Below are 23,858 nucleotides of genomic sequence, written 5' to 3' on the forward strand. Positions count from 1 at the left end.
CCCCCACCCCCTCCACTCCCGGCCCGCCCCGTCTCCCGGGGTTGTGGGGGGGGGGCGGGGCCGCGTCCCTTCTTGTTCGGGCGTGGCCCGTCAGGCGAGGCCGAGCGCGGCGCGCACGTCCGCGGCCGCCTGATCGAGGCGCTGCCGTGCGACCCACTGCGCGCGCGCGACCTGCTCGTCGGTGTCGTCCTCGCCGACGGGCACGACGACCTCGAGGTACGCCTTGACCTTCGGCTCGGTGCCCGACGGCCGCACGATCACGCGGGTCGAGTCGGCGCAGAGCCACAGGACGCCGTCGGTCGGGGGGAGTCCGTCGTGGCCGTCGGCGAGGTCGGCCACCACCGTCACGGCCGCCCCGGCGATCGTCGCGGGGGGCGTCTCGCGCAGCCGCGCCATGAGGTCGTCGATCGCGCTGAGGTCCTCGAACCGGGCAGAGACCTGGTTGCTGAGGTACAGGTCGTAGCGGCGGGCGATCGCGTCCAGCTCGGTCACGAGGCTCGAGCCCTCGTTCTTGAGCCGCTGGGCGAGCTGTGCGACGGCGAGGGCGGCGCTCAGGCCGTCCTTGTCGCGCACGGACTCCGGGTCGACGCAGTAGCCGAGGGCCTCCTCGTAGCCGAAGACGAGGCCCTCGGTGCGCGCGATCCACTTGAAGCCCGTGAGGGTCGTGGCGTGCCGCAGACCGTGCGCGGTGGCGATCCGCTCGAGCAGCCGGGACGACACGACGGAGCTCGCGAGCACGCCGGGACCGCCGGCCGCGCGTCGCGCCGCGTCCTCGCCCAGCAGCGCACCGACCTCGTCCCCGTGGAGCATCCGCCAGCCCTGTGCCTGGGCGGTCTCCTTGCCGCGGTACGACCCGGCGCGCGGGTCGTACACGGCCACAGCGCACCGGTCGGCGTCGGGGTCGTTCGCGATCACGAGGTCCGCGCCCCAGTCCTGCGCGAGCGCGAGCGCGAGGTCGATCGCGCCCTTCTCCTCGGGGTTCGGGAAGTCGACGGTCGGGAAGTCCGGGTCGGCCTCGGCCTGCTCGTCGACGACGGCGACGTCCCGGAAGTGCGCCTCGGCGAGGACCTGAGCCAGCACGGGTCCGCCGACGCCGTGGAGCGGGGTGGTCGCGATCCGCAGGGTCCGCGCGTCGTCGCCGTCCCACCGGGCGTGCACCGCGTCGAGGTAGGCGCGCAGGACGTCGTCGCCGAGCGTCGTCCAGCCGTCGGACGCGACGGGGATCGCGCTGACCGGCCCGACGGCGTCGATCTGCGCGGCGATCTCCGCGTCGTACGGCGGGACGATCTGCGCACCCTGCCCGGCGCCGTCGACGACGCGGCTACCCAGGTAGACCTTGTAGCCGTTGTCCGCGGGCGGGTTGTGGCTCGCGGTGACCATGACGCCCGCGTCCGCGCCCAGGTGGCGGACCGCGAACGCGAGCACGGGCGTGGGCAGCGGGCCGGGGAGCACGAGCGCCTCGTGCCCGGCGGCCGTGAGCACGCCCGCGGTGTCGATCGCGAAGTCCCGCGACCGGTGCCGGGCGTCGTAGCCGACGACGACGCGTGCCGCCTCGCCGGGGAGCGCGTCCGTGAGGTAGCCGCCCAGTCCCGCGGCGGCGCGGCGCACGACCGCGCGGTTCATCCGGTTGGGGCCGGCGGACATCTCGCCGCGCAGTCCCGCGGTGCCGAACTGGAGCGTCGCGGCGAACCGGTCGACGAGCTCCCCGCGCGCCGTGTTCGCGCGGACCGTCGCGCGCAGCCCCTCGGGCTCGCTCGTCGCCAGCGAGAGCAGGCTGCGCAGCTCCTCGCGGTCGACGTCGTCGACGTCGTCGGCGATCCACGCCCGGGCCCGCTCGACGAGCTCGTCGTCGAGCGGGAGGGGGGTCGCCGCGACGGCGCCCGGCTCGGTGAACCTGTCGTCGGCGGCGGGGCGGCTGTCGTCGCCGCGGGCGTGCGCCTGCTCGCTGAAGTGAGGTGCCTCGGCCGGCTCGGTGGGGGTGGTGTTCATGACGGGCTCCTTCAGACCAGCGCGACGACGGACGCCAGCAGCGCGGAGATGCGCGGGCCGGCGGCGGCGCCCGCCTCGAGCACCTCGGCGTGCGACAGCGGCTCCGGGCTGATCCCGGCGGCCAGGTTGGTGACGAGCGAGACGCCGAGCACCTCGAGCCCCGCGTGCCGCGCGGCGATCGCCTCGAGCGTCGTCGACATCCCGACGAGGTCGGCGCCCATGCGCCCGGCCATACGGACCTCGGCGGGCGTCTCGTAGTGCGGGCCGGGGAACTGGGCGTAGACGCCCTCGGGGAGCGTCGCGTCGACCGTGCGCGCCAGGTCGCGCAGGCGCGAGGAGTACAGGTCGGTGAGGTCCACGAACGTCGCGCCCTCGAGCGGGCTGGTCGCGGTGAGGTTGATGTGGTCGGAGATCAGCACGGGCGTGCCCGCGCTCCAGTCGAGGTCGAGGCCCCCGCAGCCGTTGGTGAGGACGACGACGCTCGCCCCGGTCGCGGCGGCGGTGCGGACGCCGTGGACGACCCGGCGCACGCCGCGCCCCTCGTACAGGTGGGTGCGCGAGCCGAGGACGAGCGCGTGCTTGGGGCTGCCGTCGTCGTGCGTGGAGCCGGCGATGCGGATGGACCGGGTGGTCGCCCGGTGGCCCACGACCGCGGGCGCGGCGAACCCGGGGATCTCCTCCGACGGGATCTCGGCGACCGTCTCGCCCAGCAGGTCCGCGGCCCCGCCCCAGCCCGAGCCCAGGACGAGGGCGACGTCGTGGCGCTCCACCCCGGTCTGCTCGGCGATGAAGGCGGCGGCCTCGCGGGCGACGTCGAACGGGTCGGTCGCGGGGTCGTCGAGGCGGTCGCCCGGGGTGGCGGCGACGGGAGGGGGAGGGGTGAGAGCCATGGCACCGAGGCTAGTCGGCGCGCGACCCCGGTGCCGCCTCGGGCGCGCCGCTCCCACGCGGGTCGAGGGCCTCCCCGGCGAGCCGGAGCGCCTCGTCGACGAGCCGCGCGAGGGCCTCCGCCGGGGGCGGGCCGGGCGGCGCCTCGCGCCAGGCCCACTCCTCGACCGCGACGCGCAGCACGGCGTTGACGACGGCGGCCGTGGCCCGGGTCCCGAGGCCCGGCTCATCCTCGTGGCGGCTCGCCGCGAGCGCGTCGGCGAACACGGCCTCGGCGCCGTCGTGGACCTCGAGCCAGACGGCCCGCACCGCCGGCTCGGTGCGCGTGAGGCGGACGAGCGTGCCGATCGACGCGGCGTCGTCCACCGCTGGGGCGCCGTCGGTCGGCGCGCCGGCGCCGGTGGCCCGGAAGCCCGCGAGCCCGCGGGCGCGCACGTTCGCGGCGACCGCGACGACGCCGTCCTCCAGCAGCGGCCTGACCGCGTCCTCCTTGCGGGGGAACAGTCGCCAGAACGTCCGGACGGACACGCCGGCGGCGCGGGCGACGTCGTCGGCGGACGTGCCGGCGACTCCTTGCCGGGCGAACAGGCGCAGCGCCTCGCGGGCGACCCGGCGGCGCTCGGCCGCGAGCTCCGCGGCGCTGCGTCGGGGGCGGCCAGGGCGGCCGGGGGTGGTGTCGGTCACCGGGGCCTCCTGTCGGTCTCCGGACCATCCTCGCTGATCTAGAATAGTGGCACGGCGTGACAGTAATAGCGCTCGACATTCGGGAAGGACCCACCATGAGCAGCACAGGACTCGCAGGCAAGACCGTCGTCGTCACCGGGGCGGGCTCCGGGATCGGCCGCGCCACGGCGCTCGCGTTCACCGCCGAGGGCGCCAGGGTCGTCGTCGCCGACATCGCCGCCGACCGGGCCGACGCCGTCGTCGAGGAGATCAGGTCCGCGGGAGGCGAGGCTGTCGCCGTCACGGGGGACCTCGCGGAGCAGGAGGTCGTCGACCGGGTCGTCGCCACCGCCGTCGAGACGTTCGGGAGCCTCGACGTGCTCGTCAACAACGCCGGGATCATGGACCGCATGTCCGCCGCCGCCGACACCACCGACGACGAGTGGGACCGCGTCCTGCGGATCAACCTCCACGCCCCGTTCCTCCTCACCCGGGCCGCCCTCCCGCACCTCCTCGCCACGGGCAAGGGCGCCATCGTCAACACCGCGTCCGAGGCCTCGCTCCGCGGGTCCGCCGCCGGCACCGCCTACACCGTCTCCAAGCACGGCGTCGCGGGCCTCACGAAGTCGCTCGCCGTCATGTACCGCGACCAGGGCGTGCGCACCAACGCCATCGCCCCCGGCGGCACCGCCACCAACATCCAGGTCGACGCCGACCCCGCCGCGGGCGGCCCCGGCACGATCGGGCGGTACATGGGGAACGTCGGGCAGCCCGCCGCCGCCGAGGAGCAGGCCGCCGCGATCGTGTTCCTCGCGTCCGACGCCGCATCGAACGTCAACGGCGTGATCCTGCCGGTCGACAACGGGTGGGCCGCCGTCTGACCGGTCGGCGCCGGGGGAGCGCGCCGGGCAGGCACAATGGGCACCGTGAGTTCACAGGGACCTGACCTGCAGGCGACGCGCATCGTCATCCTCGGCGGCGGGCCGGGCGGCTACGAGGCGGCCCTCGTCGCCCGCCGGCTCGGGGCGGAGGTCACGGTCGTCGAGCAGCAGGGCCTCGGCGGGTCCGCGGTGCTCACCGACGTCGTCCCGTCCAAGACGCTCATCGCGGCGGCCGAGTGGATGACGTCGACCGAGCGGGCGGCGAGCCTCGGCATCCGGTTCGGTGTGCCCGCGGAGCCGGCCGCCGCGTCAGGCGAGACCGTCGCGCCCGGCATCAGCGTCGACCTCGCCGCCGTGAACCAGCGCGTCATGGCCCTCGCGGCCGCGCAGTCCGCGGACATCCGCGCCCGCCTCGACCGCGAGGGCGTCGTGACGGTGCTCGGGCACGGTCGCCTCGACGGGCCTCGCCGCGTCGTCGTGCGGCCGCACGGCGAGGGCGACGACCTCGTCCTCGAGGCGGACGCCGTGCTCGTCTCGGTCGGCGCGACGCCGCGCGAGCTGCCCGGGTCGCCCGCCGACGGCGAGCGCATCCTCACCTGGACCCAGCTGTACGCGCTGCAGCAGCTCCCGGAGAAGCTGATCGTCGTCGGCTCCGGCGTGACGGGTGCGGAGTTCGCGGGCGCGTACAACGCGCTCGGCGTCGACGTCACGCTCGTCTCCAGCCGCGACCGGGTGCTCCCGGGCGAGGACGCCGACGCCGCGGAGCTCCTCGAGGGCGTGTTCCGCTCGCGCGGCATGACGGTCCTGTCCCGGTCGCGCGCGGCGTCGGCCGCCCGCACCGCCGACGGGGTGGCCGTGACCCTCGCGGACGGCCGCGTCGTCGAGGGGTCGCACGTCCTCGTCGCCGTCGGCGCCATCCCCGCCACGCACGGTATCGGGCTCGAGGAGGCGGGGGTCACGCTCGCCCCCTCGGGGCACGTCGTCGTCGACAAGGTCTCGCGGACCACGGCCCGCGGCGTGTACGCGGCGGGCGACTGCACGGGGGTGCTGCCGCTCGCGTCGGTCGCCGCCATGCAGGGCCGGATCGCGATGCAGCACGTCCTGGGCGACGCCGTGAAGCCCATCAAGGTGCCCGACGTCGCCGCGAACATCTTCACGTCGCCCGAGATCGCGACCGTCGGGAAGTCCGAGGCGGCGCTGCAGGCCGCGGGCTCCAAGTACGTCACGACGACGCTGCCGCTGTCCCGGAACCCCCGCGCCAAGATGCTCGGGATGCGGGACGGGTTCGTGAAGCTCTTCGCGCACCCGGAGGCGTCGGTCGTGCTCGGCGGCGTGGTCGTGTCGCCGCGCGCGAGCGAGCTGATCTTCCCGATCACCCTCGCCGTCTCGCACCGCCTGACCGTCGACGACGTCGCCGAGGCCTTCACCGTCTACCCCTCGCTCTCGGGCTCGATCGCCGAGGCCGCGCGCATGCTCCACCACCCGGTCGACTGAGCCCGGCGGCGTCCTGACGGCGCCTGGCGCCGCACTGGGCCATGATGGACCGCGTGCGCATCGACCTGACGTTCGACGAGGCCCGGATCCTGGCTCTGCACGGCGAGCCGCTGCCGCCCGTGCTCACCTCGCTCACCTGCGAGGACGACACCGTGTACGCGACGGTCGACCTGCGTCAGGTCCCGAGCCCGCCGGCGGCGCTGCGGTTCGCCGTCGCGCTCACGCCGACCGTCCACGCGGCGCTGCGCTACGAGGCGTACGAGGCCGGCGTCCTGCGCCTGCGGGCGACGGCCACCGCAGCGGGGCTGCCCGTGCAGCGGCTGCTCGGGTTCGTCGAAGGCCCGCTCCGGGCGGCGCTGGTCAAGCAGGGGTTCCCCGGCGACGCGGTCACGATCGTCACGGGCGACGGCGACCCGGTCGTGCGCGTCCAGGTGGCCGAGGTCCTCGCCCAGCGGGCGCCCGGGCTGCACGTCACGGGCGTGACGTTCGCGGACGGGCGGATCGTCGCCGAGGCGGGCGTCGACCCCTCGTTCCGGCTCGCCTGAGCACCACGGTCGCTCGAGGGCGGCTGTTCACCCGGTGGCCCGCGTGGGTCAACCGGCGCGCCGTCGTGCGTCCACCGCCGCCGTGTGTGCTTCCCGGTGCCCGTCGCACCCTCCGGAAGGACCCCCGTGAACCGCCGTCCCCTCGTCGCCTCCGCCGCGCTCGCGTCCGCCGCCCTCACCGTCGGCGCCGCGCTCGTCGCGCCCGGCGCGGCCTCCGCCCACCCGGACCCGCACGGTGCGTCCGCGGGCTCGCACGCGTCGGCCGCCTCGCTCGGCGACGCGTTCACCACCAAGACGCCCTACGCGCCGCAGCAGAACGCCCGCAGCTACCAGAAGCCGCCCGCGGGCTTCACGGCGGTCCTCACCGAGAACGTCTCGCGGCACGGGTCGCGCGCGATCTCCGACTCGGACGACGGCGACGCGCTCCTCGCGCTGCTCGACGAGGCGACGGCTGCGCACGCGCTCACGCCGGCGGGCCGGGGGCTCGCCGACCAGGTGCATCGCGTCCTCGACGCGAACGCCGCGATCGGCTACGGCCAGCTGTCCTCGCGGGGCGTCGACGAGCTCGAGGGCACGGCTGAGCGGACCGCGGCGCGGCTGCCGGGCCTGTTCGCGTCGGCGGCGCGGGGTCGCGGCGTCCTCGTCGACGTGTCGTCGTCGAGCCAGCAGCGCGCGCACGACAGCGCCCAGGCGTACGTCGCCGGGCTCGAGGGCGCCGTGCCGGGGCTCTCGAAGGTCGTCGGCGCCACCACGACCGACGACGCGACCCTCTACTTCCACAAGTCGGACCCCGCCTACAAGGCCTACCTCAAGGACCCGCGGATCGGCGCCGCCGAGGACGCGGCCGTCGACCAGCCCCGCACCCACGCCGTCGCCCGGGCCGCCCTCGAGCGCTCGTTCACGCTGTCGTTCGTGGCGCGCCTCGCCGCGGGCAGGCTCGCGTCGTTCGGCGACGAGGTCGCGGCCGCGCAGGCGCTGTACGCCATCGTCCAGTCGAGCCACGACCTGCCCGCCGAGGACACTCGCGGGCTGCACCTGGACCGGTACCTCACGCGGTCGCAGGCGGCCTGGTTCGGCTACCTCGACGACGTGACCTCGTTCTACGAGAACGGCCCCGCCTTCGCGGGCAGCGACGTCACGTACCGGATGGCGGACGTGCTCCTCGACGACATGTTCGCGACGCTCGAGGCGAAGCGTGCCGGCACGAGCGACCTCGTCGCGAAGCTCCGGTTCACGCACGCCGAGGAGATCATGCCGCTCGCCTCGCTGCTCGGGCTGCCCGGGGCCACCGTGCAGCAGCGGACCGGCGACCTGTTCACGTACGCGAACAACCCGTTCCGCGGCGCCGAGGTGGCCCCGATGGCCGCCAACGTCCAGTGGGACCTGTTCCGCAAGGGCGACCGGTACCTCGTCCGGATGCTCGACGACGAGAAGGAGACCGCGTTCAAGGCGTCGTGCAAGCCCGTCGCCAAGGGCAGCACCTTCTACGACCTGGACGAGCTCGAGTCCTGCTACGGCTGGTCCGCCGGCTCCTGAGCGAGCGCGAGGAGGGCGTCGAGGGCGTCGGCGAACGCCGGGAGCAGGACCAGCCCGTCCAGCTCGTCGAGCGCGACCCAGCGCACCTCGATGCCCTCCGGGTCGGTCGCGCGCGGGTCGACGTGTGCGCCGGCTCGCTCGCGTCCCACCACGGTGGTGTACGACCAGGGGCCGTGGTCGAGGACGTGGGTGCCGACGACGTCGACGTCGGCGGGGCCGATCCCGGCCTCCTCCTCGGCCTCCCGCAGGGCGCCGGCGGTGGCGGACTCGCCGGTCGCGAGGGCGCCGCCGGGGATGCCCCAGGTGCCGCCCTGATCGGACCAGGCCGCGCGGTGCTGGAGCGCGACGTGCGTGACGGGCGTGCCGCGCTCGCCGCGGGCGAGGAACAGCCCGCCCGCGCCGTGCAGCCCCCAGTGGCGATGGTCGCCGCACGTCACCCAGCCGTCACCGGGCTGGCGGTGGAGCCTGTCGACGGGCGGGCGGAGGTCTGCTTCGGCGGGGTCCTGGGACACGTCACCACCCTAGGCGGCGGCCCCCGGGCGCGTCCTCAGTCGACGATCTCGCAGATCACGGTGCCGGAGCTCACGCCGGCGCCGACGGTGGCGGCGAGCCCCCGGACGGTCCCCGCGCGGTGGGCGACGAGCGGCTGCTCCATCTTCATGGCCTCGAGCACGACGACGAGGTCGCCCGCCTCGACCGCGGCGCCGTCCTCGACGGCGACCTTGACGATCGTGCCCTGCATGGGCGAGGTGAGCGACGTGCTGCTCGCTGCGGGGCCGGCCTTGGCACCGGTGCGGCGCGCGGGGCGGCGCGCGGCGGTCGCCGTGCGGGCCCGCGAGCCGACCATCCCGAGGCCGGCGGGGATGACGACCTCGAGGCGCTTGCCGGCGACCTCGACGACGACGCGCTCCGTGAGCGGCTCGTTCTCCTCCTGCTCGGCGGCCGTCGCCGGCGCGGCGGGTGCGAGCGCGGCCAACCGGTCCGCGAAGCCCGTCTCGATCCACCGGGTGTGCACGGAGAACGGCTCGTCGTCGTGCGCGGGCACGAACTCGGGCGCCTCGAGCACGGCGCGGTGGAACGGCACGACCGTGGGGATGCCCTCGACCTCGAGCTCGGCGAGCGCGCGGCGCGCCCGCTCGACGGCCTGCCGGCGGGTGGCGCCGGTGACGATCAGCTTGGCGATCATCGAGTCGAACGCGCCCGAGACGGTGTCGCCCTCGACGACGCCGGAGTCGACGCGCACGCCGGGGCCGCTCGGGAAGCGGAGCCTCGTGACCTTGCCGGGGGCGGGCAGGAAGTTCGCGGCCGGGTCCTCGCCGTTGATGCGGAACTCGAAAGAATGGCCTCGTGTGGCCGTCCTCGTGTAGCCGAGGGGCTCGCCCGCGGCGATCCGGAGCTGCTCGCGCACCAGGTCGATGCCGGTGACCTCCTCGGACACCGGGTGCTCGACCTGCAGGCGCGTGTTGACCTCGAGGAACGACAGCGTGCCGTCGAGCCCGACGAGGAACTCGCACGTGCCCGCGCCGACGTAGCCGGCCTCGCTGAGGATCGCCTTCGACGCCCGGTCGAGCTCGGCCTCCTGCTCGGCGGTCAGGTACGGCGCGGGGGCCTCCTCGACGAGCTTCTGGTGGCGGCGCTGGAGCGAGCAGTCGCGCGTGGACACCACGACGACGGTGCCGTGCTCGTCCGCGAGGCACTGGGTCTCGACGTGCCGCGGGCGGTCGAGGTACCGCTCGACGAAGCACTCGCCCCGCCCGAACGCGGCGGTCGCCTCGCGCACGGCGGAGTCGTACAGCTCGTCGATCTCGTCGTCGGTGCGGGCGACCTTGAGCCCGCGGCCCCCGCCGCCGAACGCCGCCTTGATCGCGATCGGGAGCCCGTGCTCCGCGGCGAAGGCGCGGACCTCGGCCGCGCTCTCGACCGGGTCGGACGTGCCGGGGACGAGCGGCGCGCCGGCGCGCTGCGCGATGTGGCGCGCGCTGACCTTGTCGCCCAGGGCCGCGATCGCGGCCGGCGGCGGACCGACCCACACCAGCCCGGCGTCGATCACGGCCTGCGCGAACTCCGCGTTCTCCGACAGGAAGCCGTAGCCCGGGTGCACGGCGTCGGCCCCGGCGCGGCGGGCGACGTCGAGCAGCTTCGCCTGGTCGAGGTAGGTCTCCTGCGCGCGGGCGCCGCCGAGAGCGTACGCCTCGGTCGCGAGGTGGACGTGCGGCGCGTCGCGGTCCTGGTCGGCGTAGACCGCGACGGACGCGATCCCCGCGTCGGTGCAGGCCCGCGCCACGCGGACGGCGATCTCGCCGCGGTTCGCGATGAGGACCTTCGTCAGGGGCCGGGTGACAGTCGCGGAGACGTCAGTCAGAGTGGGCACGGCTTACCGTAACGCGCGCCGGAGCGGCGTCCGCGGCCGCGCGGGCGCCGCCCGGGAAGATTGGCGAAGGTTCCAAGGGCGCCCGACGCGCTTTGTAGGCTCCCACGAACGCGGGCCGCGCAGACGGCGTCCTCGGGCGCGTGCGTTGTGGTCGGCCGACAATCCGTGGTGTCGCTCAGCCGGCCCAGAGCCCGATCAGGACGAGCATCGCGAGGCCCGCCAGGACGACCACGGCGGACGTCGCGGTCGCCGTCCAGGCCAGCCCGAGGAGCAGCGCCACGACGCCCAGCGCGACCAGCACGAGGCCCAGCCGCGCGAACAGCGGCGTGCGGTACGCGCGGGCGAACGGCAGGAAGTGCAGCCCGACCGCCAGGACGATCAGGGCGGGCAGCACGTGCTCGTGCGCGTCGCCGAGCGCGAGCCGGCGCAGGCGGATCAGCACGAGCATGCCGGCGACGCTCGCGAGGTACACGAGCCCCGCCCACCGGCCGATCGGCGCCGGCCGCGGGAACGTCCGCCGGCGCCACCACACCCGCCACAGGTAGAAGGCGAGCGCGGCGACGCAGGCGAGGAGGGCGAGCGCCGGCGCCGGGCCCGCGAGCGCGCCCCGGTTCGCGAGGACGAACACGCACCCGCCCGCCGCGCCGATCGCCGACCCCCAGACGCGGGGGTCGGCGGCCCGCTCGACGCCCCGCGCCGTCACCGGGTCGTCCACAGCTCCGTCCACGCGACGTCGCGCGCACGCAGCAGCCGGCGCAGCGTCGGCAGACTGAGCCCGACGACGCCGTGGTGGTCGCCGTCGACGCGCTCGACGAACGCACCCCCCAGGCCGTCGATCGTGAACGCGCCGGCGACGTGGAGCGGCTCGCCGGTCGCGACGTAGGCGTCGATCTCGGCGTCGGTCACGTCCGCGAACGTCACCGACGTCGAGCTCGTCTCGCCGAGCTCGTGCGGCCGGTCGCCGGGTACGGGCCCCGGCGCCGCGAGGTCGCGCTGCCGGTCGCCGTCGTCGCGCAGGTCGACGAGCCAGTGGCCCGTGTGCAGCACGCCCGTGCGGCCGCGCATCGCGCGCCAGCGCTCGCGCGCGTCGTCGGGCGAGGCGGGCTTGCCCAGCACCGCGCCGTCGAGCTCGAGCATCGAGTCGCAGCCGAGGACCAGGTCGGGCACGGCGTCCGTCCCGCCGTCCCGCACCCGCCCGACGACGTCCCTCGCCTTGGCCTGCGCGAGGACGAGGACGGCGTCGGCGGGGGACAGCGGGCCGTCCGCGCGGGCGGCGTCGAGCACGGCAGGCTCGTCGACGCCCGACACGAGGACCTCGGGCTCGACCCCCGCGGCCCGCAGCGTGGCGAGGCGGGCGGGGGACGCGGAGGCGAGGAGCAGCTGCAGCACGCGCCCAGCGTAGAGGCCCGGCGGCTCGCCCGTGCCGGCCCCTGGGACGGACGCGCGGCCCGTCCCCGGCGTCAGACCTCGACCGCGATCTCGAAGACCTGGTCGGTCGGGTGGCCCGTGCGCTCGTGGATCCGCTGGACGGCCTCCTTCGACGGTCCCGACGAGAGGCAGAACACCTTGCCCGACGCCGGGTCCAGCCACGCCTTCTCGAAGTGCACGCCCTCGTCGCCCTCGATGGCGAGGTCGGCGGCGTGCGCCTCGCCGAGCTGCTCTTCCGTGACCCCGACGAACCCGTCGTGGACGTCCATGAACTTCGGCATGTCGGCGCTCCTGTCGTGGATCCCCCCGTCCTCAGCGTCCTCGGGTGCGGGGCGCCCGGCAAGGCTGAAAAGCGGAGGGCGCCGACGGGTCACGCCTGGCGCGCCAGCTCCTCCCGCAGGACGTCGAGCGGGACGCCGCCGAGCGCGAGCGCGCGCGCGTGGAAGGTCCGGAGGTCGAACTCCCGGCCGGCCTGAACCGCGGCGGCACGCGACGCGTCGCGGGCCTCCTCCCACAGGCGCTGGCCGAGCTTGTACGACGGCGCCTGCCCCGGCCAGCCGAGGTAGCGGTTGTACTCGAACCGGATGAAGCCCTCGGGCATGTTGACGTTGCTCGACAGGAACGTCCACGCCTTGTCGGCGTCCCAGGTGCCGCCGCCCCACTCGGCCGGGGCGGGCAGCCTCAGGTGCACCCCGAGGTCGAAGACGACGCGCGCGGCGCGCATCCGCTGCCCGTCGAGCATGCCGAGCCGGTCGCCCGGGTCGTCGAGGTACCCGAGCTGCTCCATGAGCCGCTCCGCGTACAGCGCCCAGCCCTCGCCGTGGCCGGAGACCCAGCACGCGAGCCGGCGCCACGAGTTGAGCGTCGCGCGCTCGTAGACCGCCTGGCCGACCTGCAGGTGATGGCCGGGGACTCCCTCGTGGTAGACGGTCGTCTTCTCCCGCCACGTGCCGAACTCGGTCACGCCCGGCGGCACGGACCACCACATCCGCCCCGGACGCGAGAAGTCGTCCGACGGGCCCGTGTAGTAGATGCCGCCCGTCTGCGTCGGGGAGATCCGGCACTCCAGCGTGCGCAGCGGCTCGGGGATGTCGAAGTGGGTCCCCGCCAGCTCGGCGACGGCCGCGTCCGAGGTCTCCTGCATCCACGCCCGCAGCGCGTCGGTGCCGTGCAGGGTGCGGGCGGGGTCGGCGTCGAGGGTCGCGACGGCGTCGGCGACGGTCGCGCCGGGCCCGGCGATCTCGCGCGCCACGGCCTCCTGCTCGGCCACCACGCGCGCCAGCTCCTCGAGCCCCCACCGGTACGTCTCGTCGAGGTCCACGGCCGCGCCCAGGAAGTAGCGCGAGTCGCGCGCGTAGCGCTCGCGGCCCACGGCGTCCTCCTCGCGCGCGACGGGCGCGAGCTCGGAGCCCAGGAACTCGGCGAGCGTCGCGTACGCCTCGCGGGCGGCCGTCGCGCCGAGCTCGAGGTCGCGGCGCACGAGCGAGCACGCGGCCGACTCGTCGAGCGCCGCGTCGGCCTCCTTGCCGTGCACCATCGCGGTGAAGAACGACGCGTCGCCCGCCAGCTCGCGCGCCTGGTCGACGCCCTCGCGGACCTGGCGCACGGCGGGGACGTTCCCGCTCGCGATGCCGGCACGCAGCGTCTCGACGTACCCGGCGATCGCCTCGGGCATGGCGTTGAGGCGGCCCGCGACGTTCTCCCAGTCCTCGACGGTCGCCGTCGGCATGAGGTCGAGGACGTCGCGCAGCGCCTGCAGCGGCGACGCGATGACGTTGAGGTCGGCGAGGTGGTCGCCCGCGTCGTGCTTCTCGAGGTCGAGCCCGAGGCGCTCGCGCATCGCGGCGACCGTCACCCGGTCGACGTCGTCGAGCGGGCCGGCCGCCGCGGCGGCGTCGAGCTGCCGCAGCGCGTCGCGGGTCGCGTCGGCGAGCGCGTCGTGGCCCGCGGGGGACAGGTCGGGCAGCTCGTGGTCGTGGCCCTTGATGCCGACCTCGGTCGCGAAGAGCGGCTCGAGCCGGGCCATCGTCTGCACGTACGCGTCGGCGACCGCGTCGACCGCGGAGGCCTCGCGCGTCGGGCCGGGCAGGGGTGAGGGGTCGCCCGTCGGGCCGGGCGTCGTCGCTGTGGTCACCCGTGCAGGCTACCGGCTGGTACGCAGACCGTTCCCGGCACCGTCCGTTCACCTGCCGGACGCAGACGTTCGTGTCGCGGCCACGCCGGCGCCACGGACCCGACACCCCGTCTCCCTAGCGTCGCCGCCGTGACCAGCACCATCGAACGGCCCTCCACGCCCGACGCGCCCCGCGTCGTCGCCGTCGTGCCCGCCCGCGGCGGCTCGGTCGGCGTCCCGCGCAAGAACCTCGAGCAGGTCGGCGGCGTGCCCCTCGTCGAGCGGGCCGTCCGCGCGGCCCTCGCCGCGCCGTCCGTGGACGTCGTGGTCGTCTCGACCGACGACGACGAGATCGCGGCCGTCGCCGCGGCCGCCGGTGCCCGGGTCGTGCAGCGCCCGGCGTCGATCTCGGGCAGCACCGCGAGCTCGGAGGCCGCCGTCCTGCACGCGCTCGACGTGATCGGCGCGGGCAGCCCCGACGGCGCCGGGTACACCCCGGACCCGCTCGTCACCGTGCTCGTCCAGTGCACCTCGCCCTTCGTCGACCCCGACGACGTCGACGTGGCCGTGCGGCGCGTCCTCGGGCGGGTCGAGACGGGCTCCGGGCCGGACGTGGTGCTCTCGGTGGCCGCGACCCACGAGTTCTGGTGGCGCACCGACGACGACGCCGTCCGCGCCGTCGGGCACAGCGTGCTCCACCGGCCGCGACGCCAGGACCGCGACCCGCACTACCGCGAGACCGGCGCGTTCTACGTCATGCGGACGGCGGGCCTGCGAGCCGCCGGGCGCCGGTTCTTCGGCGAGATCGGCCTCCATCTCGTGGACCCGCGGACGGCGATCGAGATCGACGACGCGCACGAGCTCTGGCTCGCCCGCCGGCTCGCCGGGGTGCTGCCGACGCCGTCGTGGGACGAGCCCGTGGACGTCGACGCGATCGTCACCGACTTCGACGGCGTGCACACGGACGACCGGGCCTGGATCACGGCGGACGGCACCGAGCACGTGGCCGTGCACCGCGGCGACGGGCTCGGCGTCGCCGCGCTGCGCACCGCCGGCGTGCCCGTGCTCGTGCTCTCGACCGAGCGCGACGGCGTCGTCGCCGCCCGCGCCCGCAAGCTCGGCGTCGACGTGCTCCAGGGCATCGACGACAAGGAGGCGGCGCTGCGCGAGTGGCTGTCGGTCAACCGCCTCGACCCGGCCCGCGTCGCCTACCTCGGGAACGACGTGAACGACCTCCCCGCCCTGCGGCTCGTCGGCTGGCCGCTCGCGGTCGCCGACGCGCGCGACGAGGTGCGGGCCGTCGCCCGGCGCGTGCTCGCGCGGGACGGAGGCCACGGCGCGGTCCGCGAGCTCGCCGAGCTCGTGCTCGCGGCGCGCGGCGAGCCGGGGCTCGGCGAGGCCGACGCACCGGCCGGGGCCGCGGTCGCCCGGGACGCGAAGGCCGGCGCCACCGCCCAGCACCTCGAACCGACGCACACCGCGTCCCACCTCGTCTCGACCCGCACCACCCGCTCCACCACCGGAAGGAACACCATGAACGCCCCCGGCACGCACCCCGCGAGCGCTACCCCTGCCGTCGAGATCGGCGACCTGGTCGTCGGCGACGGTCGCCCCGTCTACGTGATCGGCGAGATCGGGATCAACCACAACGGCGACCCCGACATCGCGCGCCGCCTCATCGACGTCGCCGCCGACGCCGGCGTCCAGGCCGTGAAGTTCCAGAAGCGGACCCCCGAGCTCGCGGTGCCGCCGGAGCAGCGCGACGTGATGCGTCAGACGCCGTGGGGCGAGATGACGTACCTCGAGTACAAGCACCGGGTCGAGCTCGACCGCGGCTCCTACGAGAAGATCGCCCAGCACGCCGCGGACCGCGGCCTGCAGTGGTTCGCGTCGCCCTGGGACGTCCCGAGCGTGGAGTTCCTGGAGGACCTGGGCGTCGTGACCCACAAGGTCGCGTCGGCGTCCGTGACGGACCACGAGCTGCTGCGCGCGCTCGCCGAGACCGGCAAGCCGATCATCCTGTCCACCGGCATGTCGACGCTCCAGCAGATCGACGAGGCCGTCGACATCCTCGGCACCGACGGGCTGGTCATCCTGCACGCCACCTCGACGTACCCGCTCCCGCCCGAGGAGACGAACCTGCGCGTCATCCCGACGCTGAAGGAGCGCTACGGGGTGCCGGTCGGCTACTCCGGCCACGAGCGCGGCCTGCAGATCTCGCTGGCCGCGGTCGCGCTCGGCGCGGTCGCCGTCGAGCGGCACATCACCCTCGACCGCACCATGTGGGGCTCCGACCACGCGTCGTCGCTCGAGCCCCAGGGGCTGCAGCACCTCGTGCGCGACATCCGCATCCTCGAGCAGGCCATGGGCGACGGCGTCAAGCGCGTCATGCCGGGCGAGGTCGCACCGATGCAGCGCCTGCGCCGCGTCACCGACTGATCTCCGTGATCGCACGTGAGCCGGGGGCCTCGCCCCGCCGCGGGACCTCCGCGGTCGCGCTCGCGGAGTCACCGCTCCAGCTCCTGATGACGGTCGAGGCGGTCGACGCCGGGCACGTGCGCGGCCCGGTCGCCCTCCACGCCCGGCGCGGCGTGCCCGGGCTCGAGGACGCGGTGCGCGCGTTCGGGACGCTGCCGCTGCCGGCGACCGTCGACCTCGCTGTCCGCGGCCGGGTCCGGTCGACCCGGGCCGGGCTCGGCGCGGGCACGCTCGTCCTCGGCGACGCGTTCTCCGGGCGGGCGCAGGCGCTGCTGGCTGCGCGAGACCGGTGGGGCGCGGGCGGACCGGACGCGTGGTGCCGCGTGGTCGTCGTCGACGACGGTCTCGCGACGGCGCACCTCGCCCGCGTGCTCGCGTCGTCGGACGCCCGGCCGCTCGTCCGGCTGGGCACGCCCGCGTCGTCCCGCCGGGACGCGCTCGGGCTCGCCGCCCGCGACGGCCTGCTGCGACGGGCCGAGCTCGGGCGGCTGCGGCTCGTGACCGCGTTCGAGCCGCCCCACGACGTGCGCGACGCGCTCGAGGGCGCCGGCGTCCGGATCGCGCGGGCCCGCCTCCAGTGGGCGGCCCGGGTCGCGCCCGCGGTGGGCGGGCGGATCGCCGAGCCCGTCGTCGTCGTCGGCTCGGCGCTCGTCGTGGACGGGCTGCTCCGCCGCGAGCCGTACCTGGCGTGGGTCCGCGCGCTCGCCCGCGACGGGCGCGTCCGCTACCTCCCGCACCGGCGCGAGGATGCGGACGCTCTCGCGCACGTGGCCGCGATCCCCGGAGTCGCCGTCGACCGGGCCGGGCTGCCGATCGAGCTCCGGCTCGCCGGGCTGCGGCCGCCCCAGCGGGTGGCCGCGCTGCCGACGTCGGCGATCGCGCTGCTCCCGGCGACCCTCGCGCCGGGCGTGCGCCTCGACGCGACCGTGCCCGAGGCGGGCTGGTGGGCGCCCGGCGTCGACGACGACCTGCGCGAGCACCTCGTCAGCATCGCCGGAGGGTCATGACGACCCGCGTGCTGGCCGTCGCCGACTCCGACTCGTACCTCAAGTGGGGGGCTGCGACGCTCGACGGGCTGCGCGACGCCGGGCTCTCCGGCCGGCTCGTCCTCGTCGCGTCCCCCGTGCTGCCGTCGCAGGCGCAGGTCGGCGCCGCACTGGCCGCGACCGGCCCGCCGCCCGCCGTCCTGCGGGTCGGGGGGCTCGTCCGGCGGCTGCGCCAGGACCCGCCCGACGTGCTCCTCGTGGCCTGCACCGGCCCGACAGCGCGCGTGGTCCTCGCGCTCGCCGGCCGGGTGCGGCCCCGGCCCGTGACGGTCGTCGGGCTTCCCGGCTGGGCCCTGCCCGCGTCGGTGGAGGCCGTCGGCCTGCGCCGCGGCGCGGACCTGTTCGTGGCCCACTCCCGGGCCGAGCGGGCGGCGTTCGAGCCGGTCGTCCGGCGGCTCTCGCCCGGGACGCGGGTCGTCCTGTCGCGGCTGCCGTTCCTGGCGGGGGCCGGCACCCACGAGCCCGACGGGGCACGTCGTCGGGTCGGGCGGGTCGTGTTCGCGCCGCAGGCCCTCGTCCCGGCGTCGCGCCCCGAGCGCGAGCGCCTGCTCGACGGGCTCGTCGCGGTCGCCGCTGCCGGCTACGAGGTCGTGGTCAAGCTCCGGGGCCGGGCGGCCGAGCGCCAGACCCACGACGAGCGCTGGCCGTTCGACGAGCTCGCGGCGGCGCGCCCGGGCGGGGCGCCGGGGCTGCGTTTCGAGACCGGGCCGCTCGCCGCGTGGCTCGGCCCGACGTCCGCCCTCGTGACGGTCAGCTCGACCGCCGCCCTCGAAGCGCTCGCCGGTGGGGTGCCGGTGGCGCTGCTCGACGACTTCGGGGTCCGCGACGAGCTCATCAACACGGCGTTCCGGGGGAGCGGCCTGCTGGTGGGGCTCGCCGACCTCCCCGCGGTCCTCGCCGCGGGCGGACCGGTCGCCGACCCGGGCTGGCTCGACGCGCACGGACTGCACCGCGAGCCGTCCGAGCTGCCGGACGCCCTGCGCACGGCTGCGGGTGCCGCGACGGGCGCGGGGGCGCCTGCGCTGCGCGGCCCGGCGGACCTGCGGGCCCTCGCGCGCCTGATCGCGCCGGCGGGCGTCGCCCGCCCGGTTCGTCGCCGGTGACGACCGGGTGCTACACCTGCACCCATGAGCGACGAGACCCCCACGCAGCCCGCCGAGGCCCACGACGAGGTCCCGCGCGTCGTCACCGCGAGCCGGACGGTCACGGCGCCGGCCGACGCGATCTTCGAGCTGATCGCCGACCCGGCGCAGCAGCCCCGCTGGGACGGCAACGACAACCTCGCCGCCGCGGAGCCCGGCCAGCGCGTGCGCCGGGTGGGCGACGTGTTCACGATGGCGATCACCTCCGGCGCCACGCGCGAGAACCACGTCGTCGAGCTCGAGGAGGGGCGGCGCATCGCCTGGATGCCGGCCGAGCCGGGCGGCGAGCCGATCGGCCACGTCTGGCGGTGGGAGCTCGAGCCCGACGGCCCCGGCCGCACCCGCGTCACGCACACCTACGACTGGACGCGGCTCACCGACGCCAAGCGCCTCGTGCGGGCCCGCGCGACGACGTCCGCGCGGCTGCAGGCGTCGGTCGACCGGCTCGCGGCGCTCGCCGAGGCGGAAGGGTCGGCGTGACGCCGGCCGACCCTGCGCCCGCAGCGCCCGACACGCTCGTGGCGCGCCTCCGCGCGGCGGGCTGCGTGTTCGCCGAGGAGGAGGCCGCGGTGCTCCGGGAGGCGGCGGCCGGGTCCTCCGAGCGGCTCGACGGGCTCGCAGCCCGCCGGGTCGCGGGCGAGCCGCTCGAGCAGGTCGTGGGCTGGGTCGACTTCGACGGCCTGCGCCTCGCGGTCGCCCCGGGCGTGTTCGTGCCGCGGCAGCGGACGATCCTCCTCGCGCACGAGGCGGCCCGCCTGGCGTGCGCTGCCGTCCAGCCCCCCGTCGTCGTCGACCTGTGCTGCGGCGCCGGCGCCGTGGGCGCGGTGGTCTCCGCCCTCGTGCCGGGCTCCGTGGTCCACGCCGCGGACGTCGACGACGCGGCCGTCGAGGTGGCGCGGCGGAACCTCCCGCGAGGGCACGTGTCGTCGGGCGACCTGTTCGAGGCCCTGCCCGCCCGGCTGCGCGGCGCCGTGGACGTGCTGGCCGCGAACGCCCCGTACGTCCCGACGGACGCGATCGCCACGATGCCGCCGGAGGCGCGCCTGTTCGAGGCGGGGGTCGCGCTCGACGGCGGCGCGGACGGCCTGGACGTCCAGCGCCGCGTCGTCGCCGGGGCGCCGCAGTGGCTGGCCCCCGGTGGACACGTGCTCGTCGAGACGTCCGTGCGGCAGGCCGCGGCGAGCGCGGACGCCTTCCGCGCCGCGGGCCTCGTGGAGATCAGGACCCTGCACGACGACGAGCGCGACGGCACGGTCGTCGTCGGCCGCCGCGCTCCCTGAGCCCCGGGCACGGGGCTCAGGCCCGGTGGAGCCGCCCGACGAGCGGCCAGCCCCGCCACCCGGCCGGACGCCTCCGGACCGTCCGGCCGGGGACGGCCGCGGCGTCCTTCCGGTGGCGGGCGACGGCCACGCGGGCGCGGAAGGTCGAGGTCGCCGTCGTCCGCGCGAGGGGCCGCTCGGAGGGCGGCACGGCACGCAGCTCCACGACCCGCTCGACGACGCGGCGCGCGCTCGGGCGGGGGTCGCCGTCGTCGACGAACCAGTCGGCGAGCCACGCCGCGTCCGGCTCGGGGAGCTCGTCGTCGGGACCCTCGAGGACGTCGATGGTCCGCACGAGCCCCGAAGCGAGCAGGACGTGGTTGCCGAGGTTCTCGTGCACGCCGAGGTCCGCGACGAACACGGTCCGGACCCCCGCGCCGACGGCCTCCAGACCGGCCGTCGACGACACGGTGAGCAGCAGGTCGACCGTCGGCAGCAGCTCGGGGAGCGGCGCGTACACGATCTCGAGGTTCGGGGGCAGGTCCGCGCCGGCCAGCAGCTCGGCCGGGTGGTGCCGGACCACCGCGTACGGGTCCTCGTCGAGGCGGTGCCGGGGCTTGACCAGCACACGACGCTCGGGGTGCCGGCGGGCGTGCTCGACGAGCCGGTCGTACAGGTACAGGCGTTCCGCGCGCGACGACGGCACGGTCGGCTGGTCCGCGAAGAGCACGGTGCGCACAGGCCCCCGGCGTGGGACCGCGGGCCGGCCGGGCAGCAGGGGGAGCCCCGAGAGCAGCAGGTTGTCGGTCGGCAGCCCGAGCCACGCGCCCGCCGCCTCGAACGCCCGCAGGTCCTCGCGCGAGTTCACCGCGACGACGTCCGACGCGAACCGCTCGAGGTACCCCGCGACGAGCTTCTCGATGATGACGCCGACCCAGCCCGTCACCACGACCGGCCCCACGCTCCCGTCCCCGGTCGCGGCCAGGTCCCGCACGAACCGCGAGGTCAGCGGCCCCTGGAGCGCGAGGACGAGCGCGTCCGCGTCCGCCGCGTCCCCGACGAGCTCCGCCCACGGAGCCCGCTCGACGCTGACACCGAGGCTGCGTTCGAGCTCGGGCGCGACGAAGCTCCGCACGTCCGACGGCGCCGCGTACCGGCACCGCCAGCCCCGCGCCTCGAGCTCCGCGCCGAGCGTCGCCGCCCACCGCAGCTGCGAGTCGAAGGCCACCAGCAGCAGGGCCGTGCCCGGATCCGTCACGTCGTCCTCGATGGTGTTCGCAGTGATCATGTCCGCGCTCACGTCCGGTGCTCCGTCCTCGCGTGCCGGGACACGCCGCGCAGGAAGCCGACCCCCCAGGCCACGTGCATGACGACGAGCACCACCGGCAGCCACGCGCGGACCGCCCGGGGCTGGCGCAGGCCGGCGAGGGCGCTCGCGGTGAGGACGACGAGCAGGTACCCGGCGGGCGCCAGCAGCGCGAGCCCGAGCCAGGCGGAGGGGGCCGGGGGCACCAGGGCGTCGACGAGCCCGACGACGCCGAGCACCAGCGACGCCGCCAGCCCCAGCACGAGCGCGGGGGGCGCGAGGTAGCGCGGGGACGCCGTCGTCGGGTGCCGCCGGACGATCTCGCGACGCCACATCCCCGTGCGCCAGAACTGTCGGGCCAGGTCGCGGACGGTCCGGCGCGGGTGGTAGACGACCTGCAGCTCGGGGTCGAACCAGACGAGGCCGCCGCCCGAGCGGATCCGCCTGTTGAGGTCCCAGTCCTCGGCGCGCACGAGCGTCGGGTCGTACCCGCCCGCCCGCTCCAGGGAGGCCCGGCGGAAGACGCCCAGGTAGACGGTGTGCGCCGGGCCGGCCTCGCCGCCCGTGTGGAAGGACGTGGCCCCGATGCCCGCGGGATGGGCCATCGCGCGGGCGACGGCGCTCTGGAACGGCGTGCGCCCGACCGGCACCATCATCCCGCCGACGACGTCCGCGCCCGTCCGGTCGAGGACCCGCACCGCCTGGCGCACGTAGCCGACGGGGAGGACGGCGTGGCCGTCGAACCGGACGAGCACGTCGGCGCCGCCCCCGCCCACGAGCGCCGCCGCGCCGGTCGCGAGGTTGAGGCCCTCGCTGCGCGAGCCCGTCGGGTTGTCGACGACGTGGACGCGGGGGTCGCGCAGCGCCAGCTCCTCGGCGATCTCGCGCGTGCGGTCGTGCGACGGCCCGACGGCGAGCACGACGTCCAGGGGGCCGGCCCAGGTCTGGTCCAGCACGGCGGCGACGGCCGCCTCGAGGTAGCGCTCCTCGTCGCGCACGACCGCGACCGCGACCACGTGGTGCAGGGTGCCGTGGTTCGGCGCCGCGGCGGGGTCGTGCGTCGCGCGGCTCGTGGCGAGGTCGGTCATCACCGCAGACGGTAGGGACGCGCGGTGCCGGGCGGTCGGCGCCCGGAGGGACGTGGGGGGAACGCTGGGTGAACGGCGGTGGACGCGCGACGACCTGCTTGACCCTCCCCTCGGGGGAGGGTCGAGAACTGAGCCATGGCCACCACCGGAACACGCACCGACCCCACGAACGCGCCCCCCGCCCGACCCGCCGCCCCGGTACCGCCGTGGCGCGCCCTCCCCGTGCTGCTGACGGGCACGTTCCTGGTCGTCCTGGACTTCTTCGGGGTGAACGTCGCGCTGCCGTCCCTCGCGGGAGAGCTCGACGCCGGCCCGAGCGAGGTCGTCTGGGTCGTCGCCGGGTTCGCGCTCGCGATGGCCGCGACGCAGCTGCTCGCCGGACGGATCGGCGACCGCGTCGGGCACCGCCGCGGCTTCGCGACGGGCCTGACGGTCTTCACCCTCGCGTCCCTCGCCTGCGCCGCGGCGCCGGGGGCGACCCTGCTCGTCGCGGCCCGCGTCCTCCAGGGGGTCGGCGCGGCGTTCGTCGGGACGGGCGTGCTCGCCGTCCTCGGCGTGAGCTTCACCGGAGAGGCACGCGCCCGCGCGCTCGCCTGGTACGGCGCGGTGCTGGGCGTCGCGGCGGCCGGCGGCCAGCTCGTGGGCGGCGCCCTGATCGCCGCCGACGTCGCGGGCCTCGGCTGGCGCGCGATCTTCGCCGTGAACGTCCCCGTCGGCCTGCTCGCCCTGGCGCTGACCCCGCGGCTCGTGCCCGCCACCCGCGGTCGTCGCGCCGGCCGGCTCGACGTCGCGGGGATGGCGCTCGGGGCGCTCACCATGGTCCTGCTCGTCCTGCCGCTCGTGCAGGGGCGCCAGGCCGGCTGGCCGCTGTGGACCTGGGTGAGCCTCGCCCTCGTGCCCGTGGCCGCGGCCGCCGGCTACCGGCACGGGGTGCGGGTCGAGCGGGACGGCGGGCAGCCGCTCCTGCCGCCGTCGCTGCTGCGGCTGCCGTCGATGTCCCTCGGGCTGCTCGCACAGCTCGTCTACTGGTGCGGCCAGGCCTCCTTCTACTTCGTCCTCGCGCTCTACCTCCAGGACGGCCTGGGGCTGACGCCGCTCGACGCCGGGCTCGTGTTCGGGGTGCTCGCGACCGGGTACCTGGCGACGTCGTTCCGCGCGCCCGGCCTCGCGGCCCGGCACGGGCGGTCCGTCGTCGTGGTCGGCCTGTGCGCGATCCTCGCGGGCTACGGCGCGCTCGGTATCGCCCTCGCCGCGGCGCCCGCATCCACCGGGGGCGCCGTGGCGGCGCTCGTGCCCGGGCTCCTCCTCGCCGGCGCCGGGCAGGGGCTCTGCATCACGCCGCTCGCCGCGCAGGTGCTGGCACACGCCGACCCCCGGCAGGCGGGGGCCGTGTCGGGTGCGCTCCAGACGGCGCAGCAGGCGGGGAACAGCGTCGGCGTCGCGGTCGTGGGTGTCGTCTTCTACGGTGTGCTCGGAGCCGCCGGCGGAACGGTGGGCGACGCGTTCGGCGTGAGCCTCGTCGCGCTCGCGGCGATCGGTGCGGGCGCGCTCGTCGGCGTCGGGCTGCTCGCGCTGGCGGTCGCGCGCACGCGGGCCCACGCGTGACCGGGGGGACGGGACGAGACGGGGGA

Annotated in this window: 21 protein-coding genes and 1 pseudogene; 11 read left to right on the top strand and 11 right to left on the bottom strand. The window is 76.3% G+C overall.

From position 1 onward, the window contains the following. Positions 1 to 90: 90 nt before the first annotated feature. Genes ACLQ14_RS10890 through ACLQ14_RS10900 form a run of 3 tightly spaced genes read right to left on the bottom strand, consistent with a single transcriptional unit; the run spans position 91 to position 3,561 of the window. Entirely contained in the window at positions 91 to 1,989 is a 1,899-nt protein-coding gene (locus tag ACLQ14_RS10890) for a phospho-sugar mutase (RefSeq protein WP_425812799.1), read from the bottom strand. Between the two features lie 11 nt (positions 1,990 to 2,000). After that, on the bottom strand, positions 2,001 to 2,879 hold the full coding sequence (locus ACLQ14_RS10895) for a purine-nucleoside phosphorylase (RefSeq protein ID WP_425812801.1): 879 nt from the start codon (positions 2,877 to 2,879) through the stop codon (positions 2,001 to 2,003). Between the two features lie 10 nt (positions 2,880 to 2,889). Continuing rightward, complete coding sequence (locus tag ACLQ14_RS10900; RefSeq protein ID WP_425812803.1) at positions 2,890 to 3,561, bottom strand: helix-turn-helix domain-containing protein; 672 nt, start codon at positions 3,559 to 3,561, stop codon at positions 2,890 to 2,892. Positions 3,562 to 3,656: 95 nt separating this feature from the next. Here ACLQ14_RS10900 and ACLQ14_RS10905 point away from each other — a divergent pair, with 95 nt between their 5' ends. The 4 genes from ACLQ14_RS10905 to ACLQ14_RS10920 all read left to right on the top strand — a co-directional run bounded on the left by ACLQ14_RS10905 (position 3,657) and on the right by ACLQ14_RS10920 (position 7,996). Next, a complete protein-coding gene (locus ACLQ14_RS10905; protein ID WP_425812805.1) occupies positions 3,657 to 4,421 on the top strand; it encodes an SDR family NAD(P)-dependent oxidoreductase in 765 nt (254 codons plus the stop codon). A 36-nt stretch (positions 4,422 to 4,457) separates the two neighbouring features. Further along, complete coding sequence (locus ACLQ14_RS10910; RefSeq protein ID WP_425812807.1) at positions 4,458 to 5,915, top strand: NAD(P)H-quinone dehydrogenase; 1,458 nt, start codon at positions 4,458 to 4,460, stop codon at positions 5,913 to 5,915. Positions 5,916 to 5,968: 53 nt separating this feature from the next. Then, a complete protein-coding gene (locus ACLQ14_RS10915; RefSeq protein ID WP_425812809.1) occupies positions 5,969 to 6,460 on the top strand; it encodes a hypothetical protein in 492 nt (163 codons plus the stop codon). Between the two features lie 126 nt (positions 6,461 to 6,586). After that, positions 6,587 to 7,996 carry a histidine-type phosphatase gene (locus ACLQ14_RS10920; RefSeq protein WP_425812811.1) on the top strand — a complete coding sequence of 470 codons (1,410 nt, stop codon included), beginning with the start codon at positions 6,587 to 6,589 and terminating at the stop codon, positions 7,994 to 7,996. Here ACLQ14_RS10920 and ACLQ14_RS10925 read toward each other — a convergent pair. The 6 genes from ACLQ14_RS10925 to ACLQ14_RS10950 form a co-directional block, all read right to left on the bottom strand. Next, the gene (locus tag ACLQ14_RS10925) at positions 7,972 to 8,508 is read right to left on the bottom strand and encodes an NUDIX domain-containing protein (protein ID WP_425812813.1); all 537 of its coding nucleotides are present in this window, start codon (positions 8,506 to 8,508) and stop codon (positions 7,972 to 7,974) included. The two genes, ACLQ14_RS10920 and ACLQ14_RS10925, sit on opposite strands and share 25 nt — an antisense overlap. A gap of 35 nt (positions 8,509 to 8,543) precedes the next feature. Continuing rightward, positions 8,544 to 10,367: an acetyl/propionyl/methylcrotonyl-CoA carboxylase subunit alpha gene (locus ACLQ14_RS10930; RefSeq protein WP_425812815.1), complete on the bottom strand. Its 1,824-nt coding sequence runs from the start codon at positions 10,365 to 10,367 to the stop codon at positions 8,544 to 8,546. Between the two features lie 175 nt (positions 10,368 to 10,542). Continuing rightward, positions 10,543 to 11,082, bottom strand: coding sequence for a hypothetical protein (locus ACLQ14_RS10935; RefSeq protein WP_425812817.1), 540 nt, complete (start codon positions 11,080 to 11,082; stop codon positions 10,543 to 10,545). Beyond that, positions 11,067 to 11,756 carry a Maf family protein gene (locus ACLQ14_RS10940; protein WP_425812819.1) on the bottom strand — a complete coding sequence of 230 codons (690 nt, stop codon included), beginning with the start codon at positions 11,754 to 11,756 and terminating at the stop codon, positions 11,067 to 11,069. The genes ACLQ14_RS10935 and ACLQ14_RS10940 overlap by 16 nt, the downstream gene beginning before the upstream one ends. A gap of 71 nt (positions 11,757 to 11,827) precedes the next feature. After that, positions 11,828 to 12,076, bottom strand: a complete 249-nt coding sequence (locus ACLQ14_RS10945; protein ID WP_425812821.1) for an SCO4226 family nickel-binding protein — start codon at positions 12,074 to 12,076, stop codon at positions 11,828 to 11,830. Between the two features lie 89 nt (positions 12,077 to 12,165). Beyond that, positions 12,166 to 13,821 carry a DUF885 domain-containing protein gene (locus ACLQ14_RS10950; protein ID WP_425812892.1) on the bottom strand — a complete coding sequence of 552 codons (1,656 nt, stop codon included), beginning with the start codon at positions 13,819 to 13,821 and terminating at the stop codon, positions 12,166 to 12,168. Between the two features lie 294 nt (positions 13,822 to 14,115). Here ACLQ14_RS10950 and ACLQ14_RS10955 point away from each other — a divergent pair. The 6 genes and pseudogenes from ACLQ14_RS10955 to ACLQ14_RS10980 form a co-directional block, all read left to right on the top strand. Further along, a pseudogene (locus ACLQ14_RS10955) lies at positions 14,116 to 15,174 on the top strand (cytidylyltransferase domain-containing protein); the annotation flags it as partial. 267 nt (positions 15,175 to 15,441) lie between these two features. After that, positions 15,442 to 16,347 carry an N-acetylneuraminate synthase family protein gene (locus ACLQ14_RS10960; RefSeq protein ID WP_425812894.1) on the top strand — a complete coding sequence of 302 codons (906 nt, stop codon included), beginning with the start codon at positions 15,442 to 15,444 and terminating at the stop codon, positions 16,345 to 16,347. Positions 16,348 to 16,352: 5 nt separating this feature from the next. Continuing rightward, entirely contained in the window at positions 16,353 to 17,393 is a 1,041-nt protein-coding gene (locus tag ACLQ14_RS10965) for a hypothetical protein (protein ID WP_425812823.1), read from the top strand. Then, positions 17,390 to 18,535 carry a DUF6716 putative glycosyltransferase gene (locus tag ACLQ14_RS10970; RefSeq protein WP_425812825.1) on the top strand — a complete coding sequence of 382 codons (1,146 nt, stop codon included), beginning with the start codon at positions 17,390 to 17,392 and terminating at the stop codon, positions 18,533 to 18,535. The genes ACLQ14_RS10965 and ACLQ14_RS10970 overlap by 4 nt, the downstream gene beginning before the upstream one ends. Positions 18,536 to 18,559: 24 nt before the next feature. Beyond that, positions 18,560 to 19,054 carry an SRPBCC family protein gene (locus ACLQ14_RS10975; RefSeq protein ID WP_425812827.1) on the top strand — a complete coding sequence of 165 codons (495 nt, stop codon included), beginning with the start codon at positions 18,560 to 18,562 and terminating at the stop codon, positions 19,052 to 19,054. Then, positions 19,051 to 19,854: a putative protein N(5)-glutamine methyltransferase gene (locus tag ACLQ14_RS10980; protein ID WP_425812829.1), complete on the top strand. Its 804-nt coding sequence runs from the start codon at positions 19,051 to 19,053 to the stop codon at positions 19,852 to 19,854. The genes ACLQ14_RS10975 and ACLQ14_RS10980 overlap by 4 nt, the downstream gene beginning before the upstream one ends. 16 nt (positions 19,855 to 19,870) lie before the next feature. Here ACLQ14_RS10980 and ACLQ14_RS10985 read toward each other — a convergent pair whose 3' ends face one another. Further along, on the bottom strand, positions 19,871 to 21,133 hold the full coding sequence (locus ACLQ14_RS10985) for a DUF6716 putative glycosyltransferase (protein ID WP_425812831.1): 1,263 nt from the start codon (positions 21,131 to 21,133) through the stop codon (positions 19,871 to 19,873). Beyond that, the gene (locus ACLQ14_RS10990) at positions 21,130 to 22,227 is read right to left on the bottom strand and encodes a glycosyltransferase family 2 protein (RefSeq protein ID WP_425812833.1); all 1,098 of its coding nucleotides are present in this window, start codon (positions 22,225 to 22,227) and stop codon (positions 21,130 to 21,132) included. Before ACLQ14_RS10990 ends, ACLQ14_RS10985 begins: the two co-directional genes overlap by 4 nt. 135 nt (positions 22,228 to 22,362) lie before the next feature. On the opposite strand from ACLQ14_RS10990, the gene ACLQ14_RS10995 reads away from it, so the two are divergent. Next, on the top strand, positions 22,363 to 23,832 hold the full coding sequence (locus ACLQ14_RS10995; RefSeq protein WP_425812835.1) for an MFS transporter: 1,470 nt from the start codon (positions 22,363 to 22,365) through the stop codon (positions 23,830 to 23,832). Positions 23,833 to 23,858: the final 26 nt, after the last annotated feature.

Origin of the sequence: Luteimicrobium sp. DT211 (assembly GCF_049844995.1) — a bacterium.
Classification (GTDB): domain Bacteria; phylum Actinomycetota; class Actinomycetes; order Actinomycetales; family Cellulomonadaceae; genus Luteimicrobium.

Coding starts and splice junctions, on each gene's coding strand:
- ACLQ14_RS10990 (WP_425812833.1), bottom strand. CDS start 22,227: ATGACCGACCTCGCCACGAGCCGCGCGACGCACGACCCCGCCGCGGCG.
- ACLQ14_RS10905 (WP_425812805.1), top strand. CDS start 3,657: ATGAGCAGCACAGGACTCGCAGGCAAGACCGTCGTCGTCACCGGGGCG.
- ACLQ14_RS10895 (WP_425812801.1), bottom strand. CDS start 2,879: ATGGCTCTCACCCCTCCCCCTCCCGTCGCCGCCACCCCGGGCGACCGC.
- ACLQ14_RS10950 (WP_425812892.1), bottom strand. CDS start 13,821: ATGGCCCGGCTCGAGCCGCTCTTCGCGACCGAGGTCGGCATCAAGGGC.
- ACLQ14_RS10910 (WP_425812807.1), top strand. CDS start 4,458: ATGGGCACCGTGAGTTCACAGGGACCTGACCTGCAGGCGACGCGCATC.
- ACLQ14_RS10995 (WP_425812835.1), top strand. CDS start 22,363: ATGGCCACCACCGGAACACGCACCGACCCCACGAACGCGCCCCCCGCC.
- ACLQ14_RS10890 (WP_425812799.1), bottom strand. CDS start 1,989: ATGAACACCACCCCCACCGAGCCGGCCGAGGCACCTCACTTCAGCGAG.
- ACLQ14_RS10970 (WP_425812825.1), top strand. CDS start 17,390: ATGACGACCCGCGTGCTGGCCGTCGCCGACTCCGACTCGTACCTCAAG.
- ACLQ14_RS10960 (WP_425812894.1), top strand. CDS start 15,442: ATGAACGCCCCCGGCACGCACCCCGCGAGCGCTACCCCTGCCGTCGAG.
- ACLQ14_RS10945 (WP_425812821.1), bottom strand. CDS start 12,076: ATGCCGAAGTTCATGGACGTCCACGACGGGTTCGTCGGGGTCACGGAA.
- ACLQ14_RS10975 (WP_425812827.1), top strand. CDS start 18,560: ATGAGCGACGAGACCCCCACGCAGCCCGCCGAGGCCCACGACGAGGTC.